Annotated in this window: 13 protein-coding genes; 5 read left to right on the forward strand and 8 right to left on the reverse strand. The window is 40.4% G+C overall.

All coding sequences use genetic code 11. From position 1 onward, the window contains the following. Nucleotides 1-64: 64 nt before the first annotated feature. A complete protein-coding gene (locus KI363_RS00155; RefSeq protein WP_212964817.1) occupies nt 65-865 on the reverse strand; it encodes an SDR family NAD(P)-dependent oxidoreductase in 801 nt (266 codons plus the stop codon). 217 nt (nt 866-1,082) lie between these two features. Here KI363_RS00155 and proC point away from each other — a divergent pair, with 217 nt between their 5' ends. Together proC and namA are read left to right on the forward strand one after the other, a co-directional pair. Continuing rightward, nucleotides 1,083-1,907, forward strand: a complete 825-nt coding sequence (gene proC, locus KI363_RS00160; RefSeq protein ID WP_158323066.1) for a pyrroline-5-carboxylate reductase — start codon at nt 1,083-1,085, stop codon at nt 1,905-1,907. 98 nt (nt 1,908-2,005) lie between these two features. Then, on the forward strand, nt 2,006-3,025 hold the full coding sequence (gene namA, locus KI363_RS00165; RefSeq protein ID WP_246516664.1) for an NADPH dehydrogenase NamA: 1,020 nt from the start codon (nt 2,006-2,008) through the stop codon (nt 3,023-3,025). A 187-nt stretch (nt 3,026-3,212) separates the two neighbouring features. On the opposite strand, the gene rnz is transcribed toward namA, so the two are convergent. Further along, complete coding sequence (rnz, locus tag KI363_RS00170) at nt 3,213-4,142, reverse strand: ribonuclease Z (RefSeq protein WP_212964819.1); 930 nt, start codon at nt 4,140-4,142, stop codon at nt 3,213-3,215. 151 nt (nt 4,143-4,293) lie between these two features. Here rnz and zwf point away from each other — a divergent pair, with 151 nt between their 5' ends. Both zwf and KI363_RS00180 read left to right on the forward strand, forming a co-directional pair. After that, a complete protein-coding gene (gene zwf / locus KI363_RS00175; protein ID WP_158323064.1) occupies nt 4,294-5,784 on the forward strand; it encodes a glucose-6-phosphate dehydrogenase in 1,491 nt (496 codons plus the stop codon). Nucleotides 5,785-5,879: 95 nt separating this feature from the next. Then, nucleotides 5,880-6,329 (forward strand): YueI family protein, encoded by a 450-nt coding sequence (locus KI363_RS00180; protein ID WP_158323063.1) that lies wholly within the window; start codon nt 5,880-5,882, stop codon nt 6,327-6,329. Between the two features lie 7 nt (nt 6,330-6,336). Here the strand turns inward: KI363_RS00180 and KI363_RS00185 are convergent, their stop codons facing one another. The 3 genes from KI363_RS00185 to KI363_RS00195 form a co-directional block, all read right to left on the reverse strand. Next, nucleotides 6,337-7,527, reverse strand: a complete 1,191-nt coding sequence (locus tag KI363_RS00185; protein WP_158323062.1) for a DNA polymerase IV — start codon at nt 7,525-7,527, stop codon at nt 6,337-6,339. Between the two features lie 36 nt (nt 7,528-7,563). Further along, a complete protein-coding gene (locus tag KI363_RS00190) occupies nt 7,564-8,028 on the reverse strand; it encodes a chemotaxis protein CheW (RefSeq protein WP_212965053.1) in 465 nt (154 codons plus the stop codon). Nucleotides 8,029-8,335: 307 nt separating this feature from the next. Continuing rightward, nucleotides 8,336-9,457, reverse strand: a complete 1,122-nt coding sequence (locus tag KI363_RS00195; RefSeq protein ID WP_158323061.1) for a M20/M25/M40 family metallo-hydrolase — start codon at nt 9,455-9,457, stop codon at nt 8,336-8,338. A gap of 246 nt (nt 9,458-9,703) precedes the next feature. Between KI363_RS00195 and prli42 the strand changes: the two genes are divergently transcribed. Beyond that, nucleotides 9,704-9,796 (forward strand): stressosome-associated protein Prli42, encoded by a 93-nt coding sequence (prli42, locus tag KI363_RS00200; protein ID WP_158323060.1) that lies wholly within the window; start codon nt 9,704-9,706, stop codon nt 9,794-9,796. Nucleotides 9,797-9,831: 35 nt separating this feature from the next. Here the strand turns inward: prli42 and KI363_RS00205 are convergent, their stop codons facing one another. From KI363_RS00205 to KI363_RS00215, 3 genes are all read right to left on the reverse strand, one after another. Next, on the reverse strand, nt 9,832-10,335 hold the full coding sequence (locus KI363_RS00205; protein WP_373306691.1) for a L,D-transpeptidase: 504 nt from the start codon (nt 10,333-10,335) through the stop codon (nt 9,832-9,834). A 164-nt stretch (nt 10,336-10,499) separates the two neighbouring features. Beyond that, complete coding sequence (locus tag KI363_RS00210) at nt 10,500-10,937, reverse strand: BrxA/BrxB family bacilliredoxin (protein ID WP_158322775.1); 438 nt, start codon at nt 10,935-10,937, stop codon at nt 10,500-10,502. A gap of 320 nt (nt 10,938-11,257) precedes the next feature. Then, the gene (locus tag KI363_RS00215) at nt 11,258-12,544 is read right to left on the reverse strand and encodes a dihydrolipoamide acetyltransferase family protein (protein ID WP_212964821.1); all 1,287 of its coding nucleotides are present in this window, start codon (nt 12,542-12,544) and stop codon (nt 11,258-11,260) included. Nucleotides 12,545-12,549: the final 5 nt, after the last annotated feature.

The following is a 12,549-nucleotide window of genomic DNA, read 5'->3' on the forward strand; positions in this document are numbered from 1 at the left end:
TGCTTCGCCTGCACTAGTATGTCCCTGTACGTCGTAACACCGTTCTGATCCACATCTTGTGGGCCTATTTTTTATGAAAAGCTTTTTTTCCTACCTTTTCAACCACTCTCGGCATTAGCGTATGAAGAATGGCCGCCAAATTCATCCACCATGGCAAATTAATTTCTCTTTTCGGTGTAAGCATCGCCTTAATTATTTGCTCTGCCACATAGTGAGGCTCTAATACGACCTTCCCTAATTGATCCAGATACTCCCCACCCGGGTCTGTATGTTCAAAAAAGTTTGTACGAATGGGGCCTGGATTCACAGCAGTCACAAAAATACGAGCGGCCGCCAATTCCATTCGCAAACTATCCGTGTAACCAAGTACCGCATGCTTTGTAGCTGCATAGGCGCTTGATTTAGGGGTGGCCAATTTTCCTGCCTGTGAGGCAATATTGATAATATGGGCACACTTACTAGATCGCATCAATGGAATTGCTTCTTTTGTACAGGCGATCAGCCCTAAAACGTTCACGGCAAACATTTTTTCTACCTCTTCTATATTTGTCGTCTCAGCCTTTGCAAAAATCCCATAGCCTGCATTATTAACTAATATATCAATCTTTCCAGCTTGCTTAAGAATAAGGTGGAACACACGCTGTATTTCGTCCCTATCTGCTACATCTAATTTGATTGCCGTACACTGTACCTGATAGGTTTCTCGGAGCTGATGGGCAAGCTTTACTAGCTGCTTTTCTCGACGTGCGAGTAAGAAAAGATCTGCTCCATTTTGAGCACACTGCTCCGCAAGTGCTCTCCCTAAACCTCCTGAAGCTCCGGTAATCACAATTGTTTTTCCTTGTATTCGGTTATTTTTCTTCATGAATATCTCTCCATTATCCATTCCTCGTAAAGTTTATCATCTATTCAATAGTATAGATGAAATCTCACTAATCGAATAGGTTTTAAGTTTTTTCATTACTTTCCCTTGACAAGCGCAAGGATGATTTGCATAATCAAAGATAACTTCAAGTCAAAAGAGCTCTTTCATCCTAACTTGGATGGAAGTTTTTTATTTTCAAAAGAAAAGAGTGAATAAAATGAAAATAGTCTTTATTGGGGCAGGATCCATGTCTGAAGCTATTTTAAAAGGAATCCTAGACAAGGAAGTTTGTTCTCCCCATAATCTTTGGGTGACAAATCATCATTCCAAAGCAAGATTAGAAAGTTTGCAGAATCAATATGGTGTACAAACAACTTACGATGTTCAGGCACTATTACAAAGCGCAGATATGGTAATTTTAGCTGTAAAGCCGAAGAATGCGGAAGAGGTTTTACAGCAACTGTCCCCTTATCTCGGAAGACAAACTTTCATTGTTTCGGTGATGGCAGGAATAGCGCTTGAAACCATTTCTACAAATCTTAAAAGTGACTATGCAGTCGCGCGCGTCATGCCTAATACTTCAGCTAGTGTCGGGAAATCCGCAACAGCCATCACCTTTAATTCATTTGTTTCCCAAGACCAACAACAATTAGCTCAAACCATTTTTACGGCGATTGGACAAACTTTTATTGTGGAAGAAAATCAGCTTGATGCTATTACAGCTCTTTCTGGAAGTGGTCCCGCCTACTTTTATTATATTGTCGAGGCGATGGAAAAAACAGCCGAGCAAATGGGGATTGAAAAAAGTATGGCTCGGCAACTCGTTATTCAAACGATGGCTGGTGCCGTTCACATGTTGCAAGATACAGGCAAAGAAGCAACGGAATTACGAGAAAACGTCACGAGCCCTGGAGGAACAACAGAAGCTGGACTTCACATTCTCCAAAAACATAAGGTTGCACAATCTTTTACCGATTGTATTTTAGCAGCTGAAAAGCAATCTAAGAAATTAGCCGCTGCATTTTGCCCATCAGTTAAGTAACTTTCTGATTGTTCATGAGCTTACCACTACCCCTTCTTTTCAACCATTGCTATAATGGTACACAGTCATATTTTAAAGGAGTAAAGGGAGTGTCTACATTGTCAATAAAACTATTTGAATCTTATCAGATGAAAAATGTGACATTTAAAAATAGAATTGTGATGTCCCCGATGTGCATGTATTCCTGTGAACAGGAAGATGGGATGGTGAACGATTGGCACGACACGCATTATACAAGTCGGGCTGTCGGGCAGGTAGGTTTAATCATGATAGAAGCAACAGCTGTTGCTCCCGAGGGGAGAATTAGTCCTCAAGATTTGGGAATCTGGAGCGATGAACATATTACCGGCTTGAAAAACTTAACATCACGGATAAAGAAACATGGAACAACCACTGGTATACAACTTGCTCACGCCGGAAGAAAAGCTGTCTTGGAGGGAGAGATTCTAGCTCCAAGTGCGCTTCCGTTCGATGACAATATGAAAACACCTAAAGAAATGACGAAAGCGGAAATCGAGAAAACCATTCAGGCTTTCGCACATGCGGCAGAACGGGCAAAAAAAGCCGATTTTGATGTGATTGAGCTTCATGCTGCTCATGGATATTTAATCAATGAATTCCTTTCTCCACTTACGAATAAGCGCACAGATGATTATGGCGGCACGCAAGAAAATCGTTATCGATTTTTACGTGAAACGATTGATGCCGTTCAACAAGTTTGGGATGGGCCACTATTCGTGCGGATATCTGCAAATGAATATCAAAATGGGGGACTTCAGGCGGAGGATTATATCCAAATAGGACAATGGATGAAAGAGCAAGGTGTAGAACTGATTGATGTAAGCTCAGGTGGAGTTGTTCCTGTTTCTCCCAATGCCTATCCTGGTTATCAAGTTCCGTTTGCCGAAAAAATCCGCCATGCTGTTAAAATCCCAACTGGCGCTGTTGGATTAATTACAAGCGGGATCCAAGCAGAAGAAATTTTACAAAATAACCGGGCGGATCTAGTCTTTATCGGACGAGCTTTGTTACGAAACCCTTACTGGGCGAAAGAAGCGGCAGGGGAACTAAAATACGCTCTTCAAGCTCCAGAGCAATATCGGAGAGGCTGGAGTTAATAATAAAAGCGTAAGTGCCCTTTTAGCGGTGGACAAACTTAAGGTAATAAGGTTGAACGGCTAAAGACGCGCCGTCCTGGCGGCAGGCTCAAAACGCAACGTCCTGTTGCTTCGCCTGCACTAGTACGTCCCTGTACGTCGCAACGCCGTTCTGACCAACATCCTGTTGGCCTAAACGATTGCCCTTTTACGATTTATGTGGGGCAATCGTCATTTGCGAAAAGTCGTTGGATAATCGCGTGTGCGGGAAAATGGTTCTTGCTTCTTTCACGAGCTGATCCCAATCTGCTTTTAAATATCGGGAACTAATATGATTCAGGATCAACTCTTGAACACTTGCTTGTTTGGCTAAATTGGCTGCCTGTGTAGTAGTAGAATGAAAATACTCAGCCGCCATTTCTTCATTACCAGCAGCAAAGGTGGCTTCATGGACGAGCACATCGGCTCTTCGTGCCAAATGAAGGGCGTTTTCACATGGCCGTGTGTCTCCAAGAATCGTGATAATCCGCCCTTTTATATCGGGTCCTAAAAAGTCCAATCCCGACACCGTTTCACCATGATCAAGTTCGACGGTTTCCCCCATTTTCAATTTTTTGTAGATGGGTCCCGGGGGAATCCCCTTGGCCTTAAGTCGTTCGGAATCAAGAGTTCCAGGTCGATCACGCTCTGTAATTCTAAAACCGAAACTTGGAATACCATGATCTAAAAGAGCTGTTTCGACGAGAAATTGCTCATCTTCAAATATACGCCCTTCTTCTATTTCAACAATAGATAAAGGATAGCGTAGTCGCGTTTGACTAACACTAAGGGAGATCTCAATGAAATCACGAATCCCTTTTGGGCCATAGACGGTTAACTCAGTCGTTCCGCCTTGAAAGGAACGACTACCTAGTAGCCCAGGCAGGCCATATATATGATCTCCATGCAAATGTGAGATGAAAATCTTTTCAATCTTTCCTGGTTTTAAAGAGGTATGTAAAATTTGGTGTTGGGTTGCTTCTCCACAATCGAAAAGCCATACAGCATTTCGCTCCTGGAGCAACATCAATGCAAGTGATGAGACATTGCGTTGTTTAGCGGGAACCCCAGCTCCCGTACCTAAAAATAAAAGTTCCATTCCGAACCTCCAAATGATCGTTTTCATATATTTTACCATTATGAGCTGAGGCGAGGGAAATTTGCAAATTTTTGATCCAATAGTCGAGTTTTTTCAGTAAAATTGATAAAATAAAATATATAGGTACCTATAAAAAAGTGAGGTTGACGAAATGATTCAATCAGAAACACCTGCGTCTTTGATTACAATATTCGGAGCAACAGGCGATTTAGCGAAGAGAAAACTCTATCCTTCTCTTTATCACCTTTTTACAAAAGGACAACTAGCTGAACATTTTGCTGTAATTGGTGTCGGAAGACGACCTTGGAACAATGATACATTACGAGCTCATGTAAAAGACTCGGTACTTTCTTCTATTCCAGAAGCCAAAAATGTCGAAGAATTTATTTCTCGTTTTTATTATCAGGCAAATGATGTATCGGACTCTTCATCATACATACAATTGAAAGAGTTAGCGAAAGATTTGGACGAAAAATATTCCTTACAAGGAAACCGGATTTTCTACCTAGCCATGGCGCCCGAATTTTTTGGAACGATTGCCGAACATCTAAAACAAGATGGCTTAACAGATACAACTGGCTTCCACAGACTTGTCATTGAAAAGCCTTTTGGACATGATTTGGAATCGGCCAAAGAATTAAATAAGCGAATTCGTAATGTGTTTGATGAAAATGACATTTACCGTATTGATCATTATCTTGGAAAAGAAATGGTGCAAAATATTGAAGTCATTCGCTTTGCCAATGCCATTTTCGAACCTCTCTGGAATAATCGCTTTATTTCTAATATCCAAGTGACTTCAAGCGAAGTCTTAGGTGTCGAGGAACGTGGTGGGTATTACGAAAATAGTGGTGCCCTGCGGGATATGGTGCAAAATCATATGCTACAAATGGTGGCCTTATTAGCCATGGAGCCCCCTATTCGCTTGACACCTCAAGAAATTCGTAGTGAAAAAGTCAAGGTTCTAAGAGCTTTAAAGCCAATGAAAGATGAAGAGGTTGAAAACTATTTTGTTCGAGGTCAATATGGCCCAAGTAACAATCCAGAGAAACCCGCCCTTGGTTACCGTGAAGAAACAAATGTCCAACCTGAATCTAATACAGCTACTTTTGTCGCTGGGAAACTCATGATCGATAATTTCCGCTGGGCAGGTGTTCCTTTTTACATTCGAACAGGCAAACGAATGTCAACAAAATCGACAAAAATCATTATTCAATTTAAAGATGTGCCAATGAATTTATACTATAATTCTGATGAAAAATTGGCTCCTAATCTGCTTGTCATTCATATTCAACCCGAAGAGGGAATCACCTTGCATTTAAATGCAAAGAACACGGGACATTCTATGGAGACGAAACCTGTTAAATTAAATTTCTCTACAAATGATATTGCTGGTTATAATACGCCGGAGGCATATGAAAAACTGCTTCATGATTGCTTACGTGGAGATGCAACCAACTTTACACACTGGGATGAAGTTGCTCTTTCTTGGAACTTCGTTGATAAAATTAGTCGTGTATGGGAAGAAAACAAGGCAGAATTCCCGAATTACCCTGCCGGTACAATGGGACCAGTGGAAGCTGACCAATTATTAGAGAAAGACGGATTCCATTGGTGGTCTGTCACAAACGATGAAAACTGATTGTTAATGTTGGAGGGGCCGCGAATCCATGCCCCTCCTCTTTCTCATTAACAGTCAAACATCATTATGAATATAGTATCGCGGAGGTGTTTGCCGTGGATCGAGCAAATATAGATGATTATCTTGAAAAGGGTATGTATGGAGAAAAACAAATAAAACCTGAAGAACGCAAAAAATACCTTGGAACCTTGCGGGAAAGAATTGTTGTAGCCCTAACGAAAGGTCAGGTCATGGAACAAGGTACCTATCCGGAAGTAGTCCAATTAATGAAGGAAAATCCGCAAGCAACTTTATTACTTAATGGAGATCTAGATTATAGTTATTTATCCGATTATATCGTCATAGCGAGAAAAAACCAGATTGCCTTTTCCATTATTAATAATCATACATCTGTCACCAATATTGGATTAGTGCTAACTTATAACCATGCGATCGATAAAGAAGAAATCTTTGTTTCCAAAAAAAAGGAGCAGCTGATGCAGCCGCCCGCGAAAGAAAAAAAGGGGATTTTTTCTGGATTAAAAGATTTATTAAAGAAATCATGATAAGTATTTAATCAAGATCCTTCCCTTTCTTAAAGATAGTACGGCCATATTTATCTCGAAGTTGGTTGACCACTTGATGAAGCGGCTCTAGTTTCGCCGCTTTCTCAAATGTAAAAAGATTAAGCTGTTCATAGGCTTGGTCTTCGTCGATAAGATCCATTCCTGTAATACCTAAAAGACGAACCGGGTCCCCATTCCAATGCTCAATAAATAAACTTTTAGCCTCTAAAAAGATCTCTTCAGACTGAAGCAAAGGATTGCTTAATTTTCTTCCCCTTGTGATTGTCTTTCTATCTTTATAGCGAATGGTAATCACCACATTCATGGTTAAATACCCTTTTTTCTTCATTCTCTCTGAAACACTTTTGGCTAATTTCTCAAGAACAGAAAGTAACTCAGCCTGGATGGCTAAATCTCTTGGTAAGGTCACAGAATTCCCGACACTTTTATTTTCCGCTGCGGCTTCTGGGTCCACGGGGCGAATGTCTTCCCCATTTGCTCGCTCCTTCAATTTTAACCCTCGAATTCCTAATGAAGCACGAAGCTGCATGTCATTTGCTTTCGCCAAATCACCAATCGTATGAATGTGTATAGCCGCCAATTTTATAGCTGTTTTTTCGCCGACTCCATGCATTTCTACTACAGGCAAGGGCCACAAAATATGAGGAACATCTCGCTTTCGCAAAATCGTGATGCCGAGCGGTTTTTTCATATCCGAAGCCATTTTCGCCAAAAACTTATTAGGAGCAATGCCAATACTACAAGGCAAATCCAATTGATTCAGTAAAAGCTGTTGAATTCGATTGGCAATTTCTAAGGGGCTCCCAAGTTCTTGACATGCCGAAATGTCTATGTAACCCTCGTCTATCGAAACAGGTTCCACTAAATCAGAGAATGTTCGTAACAATTCAAACATTGCCTGGGAAGCCTGACGATAGCGCTCAAAGTTAGGTCTTTTCACGAGTAAATTTGGGCAAAGCTTTTTCGCTTCCCAAAGGGGCATAGGCGTCTTGATCCCAAACTTTCGCGCCTCATAACTGCATGTCACAACAATTCCCTTTCTTTGTTTCTCATCTCCTGCAATGGCCAAAGGTTTCCCCTTCAAGGTTGGATCATAAGCCATTTCTACAGAAGCAAAGAAACTGTTCATATCTACATGTAGAATAACTCGACCTTTTTTAGGATAGAACTGTTGCACGTTAAATCATCCTCAGAAAAAAATAAGGAAAAGCGATTAGGCTTCTTGTTGTAACTCAGCCATATAATTCTTTATTTCCTTTATACCCTCTAAAACATCTAGTAATTCTTCTGGATCGATCATCGTGATCAAGCGATCTTGTAAATTAGCGATAGCAGAAAAATACTTGGTTTTATGATAAGCGACAAGTCCAACTTGCTGTAGTGTCTCAGAAGGAATTTCCAGAATCTCTTTAGCCTCATGAACCACTAAACCATATGAAAAATCCTTCGTATGAATGACAAGTAAACGTGTCTCTATATTCATCGGAGTTGCGCTTTCATATAAAATAGTTGCTAGATCTAAGACAGGAATTAGTTCGCCCCGAGATTTTACAACTCCTTTTACATAAGAAGGTAGATGGGGGATTGGATTGATTTCCTCCATGTTTTCAATCGAAACGATATACTGTACAGGAATGGCATATTCTTCATTCCCAGCATTAAAAACAACGGATGTCACGGACAATTTTCCGCACGCTCCTTTCCAAAAAAGGGTTAAAGAAACAGGGATTTCCCTGGTTCTCTACCGGTATTTTATATGATAAGAAAGAAAATTTGGCTAATGCCGGATCTAGCTCCAGCGCCCAGCGACTAGCAAACTTTCGGTGCCTGCTTGCGTAAGTCAACATCGGTTCGTCCTTCAATGTCTAGCTGCAGGCGGTAGGGGCTCGAGGTCAAATAACCTGGAATCCTGGAAGGATAAGAACGCCCTTCCAGGATTCAAAAACATTTGCTTGTCGCCCCTGAACAACCGCCTTCTGCTTTTCTTATTGGTTGGAAACTTCTTCAATAATAGCGACCGTCATTTCCGCTAATTTACATAGTTCTTCAACCGGCATTTTTTCATTTGTGGTATGAATTTCCTCATACCCGACAGCTAGATTTACTGTGGGGATATTAAAGCCTGCGAAAACATTGGCATCACTACCTCCACCACTTTTTAACAGTTTTGGTTCCCGCCCAATTTTTTCGGCTGCTTTTTTTGCGATCTCAACAACAAGATCACCATCGGAATATTTAAACCCAGGATACATAATGTCAATAACTGTATCGGCAGATCCACCCATTTCTTTAGCTGTTTCTTCAAAAGCCTTCTTCATCGCTTCTACTTGTGCTTCCATTTTTTCAGCGACGAGAGAGCGTGCTTCCGCTAATACAAATACCTCATCTGCTACAATATTGGTTGCCTTCCCACCTTCAAAACGCCCAATATTCGCTGTCGTTTCTTCATCAATTCGGCCAAGCGGCATCTTAGCAACAGCTTTAGCCGCAATTGTAATCGCTGAAACACCTTTTTCAGGTGCTACACCAGCATGTGCAGTTTTACCGTATATATGGGTGGTAATTTTCGCTTGAGTTGGGGCCGCAACAATGATATTTCCTACTTTTTCATCACTATCAAGGGCAAATCCATATTTTGCGTGCAGTAATGTTGGATCCAATGCTTTTGCTCCGACTAAACCCGACTCTTCTCCAACCGTAATCACGAATTGGATATCACCATGCTCGATATTTTCTTCTTGAATCACGCGAATCGCCTCTAATAAGGCAGAAATTCCCGCTTTATCATCCGCTCCTAAAATCGTTGTTCCATCCGTTACAATGTAACCATCCTTGATTGTTGGTTTAATCCCATTTCCCGGAACCACTGTATCCATATGACAGGTGAAATAAATCGGATCTACACCTTGTTTATTGCCCTTTAAAGTGCAAATTAAGTTGCCAGCGCCATGTCCTGTTTGTTCCTTTGTGTCATCTTCATAGACTTCAAGACCAAGGGATGAGAATTTTTCCTTTAATGCTTTTGCAATATTGGCTTCTTGAGTCGTTTCAGAATCAATTTGTACTAACTCTAAAAATTCATTTACGATTCGCTCTTGATTAATCATATACGTAAAACCTCCAGAAATTGTCATTCATAAATATTATTTATCTTACAATTTTAACACGATTTAAGTAGAAAACAACGATTTGAAAACTTACCCGGGATCTTACTTGATTCGGGATAAAAATAATCGATCTTTTTTATCTTTATTTTTTGGGGAAAGATAGGAACAATTTAAAGAATAGGCTTGTATCCTTTTCCTTTTCCATCTAAAATGGATATAAAGGATATCATGATGAGGTGCTTCAAAATGTCTAATAAAAAAATGCAAAAAATCGTCATTTATCTTATGATCTTTTCCATGATTGCAACCACGATTATAACAGGGCTATCTTTTTTGTAGGAAATGGAAAGGTGAGGGGCATTGTCTCTCACCTTTTATAATACTCCTTGTAAATAAGCAAGTTCTTCAAAAGATAACGGAGAACTGGTGATTAATATTTTTGTATTTATTGGAATTTGGTCATATAAAAGTTCCAAAGGTTCTTTACCTAAGCGAATACATCCCTGTGAGATAAACTTTCCAATTGAATCAGGCTGATTCGTACCATGCAAACCATACGTACGGCCATCTGTCCCCTTCGCGTCAAAGCCAATCCATCTTGAACCAAGTGGATTATTTGCGGCTCCTCCGGGAATATTTAATTTTCGATAATAGGGATTCTTGGCTTTTACTGTAATTGTAAAGAATCCTTCAGGTGTCCAATCCTTCATTTTCCCCGTCGCGACCCTTGTCCTAATTTTTATTCTACCTTCGTCAATCCAAGCAAGCTCATTCGTCTGTTTATTCACAATAACAAGCGAATCTCCTGGTAATAATGCCGCATCCATTGGCCAGAATGGTGTAGAAATAAAGAAAAATATCATCAGCCATATTTTCACTGTAAACACCCTTTTTTATCTATAGTTTGCACTAGAGACTTCTTCTCATGCATTCATAGGCATGTGAAGCTAGCGCAACTCCATAGACGGGAGCCAGCTAAAGGTAGTAGCCAATTGTATATTATAGACGTCAAAAAAACCCTAACAATTGTTAGGGATTTTCATCAAACCTCTTCACAATATTCATCAAAATATTGTTGAAGCTTATTCACTACAGACATAGGATCGTGTCCTTCGATCTCATGTCGCTCAACCATTGTACAGATTTTGCCATCTTTTAACAAAGCAAAGGATGGAGATGATGGAGGATATTCGGTAAAAAAGCTACGTGCCTTTGCTGTGGCTTCTTTGTCTTGACCAGCAAATACTGTCACAAGATGGTCTGGTCGTTTATCATAATGGACAGCATGCGCAGCCGCAGGACGAGCAATTCCGCCAGCACATCCACATACTGAATTGATCATCACAAGCGTTGTTCCTTCTTGTGTTAACTTCTCTTCTACTTCCTCAGGGGTTGTAAGCTGTGTATAGCCTGCTCTTTCCATATCTTCACGTGCCTGAGTCACTACATCATTCATATAAAGATTAAAGTCCATACTCAATTCATTTACACTCCTTTGCACAAGCATTCTTCTTTCCTATCATACCAGTATCTTGACCTTTTAGGCAAATGATCCGTTTTAGAACAAAAGGGCTGGAGCGAAGTCCAGACACTAGAAAAATTCCTTTTAACCATTTTAATAAAAAAGGTTTAATTATCCAAGAAATGGATATTCTAATAATACATCTAGATCCATACCCCTAAACTCCCTAGATGTTTTGGACAGCAAAATGGCTGTCCTTTTTTTAATTTTGAACAGAGCAGGTGGTTTTTCTCCACCTGCTCTGTTTAAAAAAATATATTGGGACGGATCTCTGCTTGTTAATACACCGACGTATTTTCTTTTGGTATATTTTCAAGAATTTCTTTAATCCGCTGCATAAAATGTCCGGAGATAAGCCCGTCCAATATTCTATGGTCTAATGAAAGACAAAGATTTACCATATCACGGATGGCAATCCCTTCATTCAGAACCACAGGGCGCTTAATAATCGATTCTACTTGTAGGATTGCGGCTTGAGGATAGTTGATGATCCCGATCGACTGAACAGACCCGAACGAACCCGTATTATTAATCGTAAAGGTTCCACCCTCCATGTCCTCATTAGTTAACTTCCCTGCTCTAGCTTTTTTGGCAAGATCAGCGATATCTCTTGCTATCCCTTTAATCGATTTTTCATCAGCATGTTTAATCACAGGCACAAATAATTCATCCCCTGATGCAACAGCAATGGAAATATTAATATCCTTTTTTTGAATAATTTTGTCGCCTGCCCACATGGAGTTCATCATCGGATATTCCTTAAGTGCTTGGGCAACAGCTTTAATAAAGAAAGCAAAATAGGTTAAATTAAAGCCTTCTTTTTGTTTAAACTCCTCTTTCAAGGAATCGCGATATTGAACAAGCTTTGTGACATCCACTTCAATCATCATCCAAGCATGAGGGATTTCTTCCTTACTGCGAACCATTTTAGTCGCAATCGCTTTGCGAACATTTGAAACGGGAATTTCAATATCTCCCATTCCTGTTTGGACCTTCAGCTTTGGTGAAGCAGACTTTTTCTGTAGTTTTTGTGTTACATTTGGTTGAGCCGCGCGCTCCTCAACTTGATTAGATTCCTCTTTACCAGAAGATCCTACACCAGATTCAATAAGTCTCTGTACGTCTTTTCTCGTTATTCGCCCACCACGGCCTGTCCCGTCCACTTGTGACAAATCAATTTGATGTTCTTGAGAGAGTTTAAGTACAGTCGGCGAAAACCTTAATTTTTGCGATTCTTCATTTTGTTCCTGCATATGCACTCGTTCCTCCCGCTTCGCACTTGCTTTGGCGGTAGTATCTGGTTGGTCTTGTGCGTAATCTTGGTTCTCTACCTCAATTGTACAAATTTTATTTCCTACCTCTAAGGTAATTCCTTCTTCTGCAATCAATTCTTGGATAACGCCCTTAAAAGAAGAGGGAATTTCGGCACTGACTTTATCTGTCATGACTTCTGCAATTGGATCATATTTTTCAACATGATCTCCCGGCTGTACAAGCCAGCGGCTGATCGTTCCTTCCGTGACACTCTCTCCTAGCTTGGGCATGGTGATGTATTCTGTTGCCAAGATGT

It is taken from the genome of Lederbergia ruris (assembly GCF_018332955.1).
GTDB classification, from domain to species: domain Bacteria; phylum Bacillota; class Bacilli; order Bacillales; family Bacillaceae_C; genus Lederbergia; species Lederbergia ruris.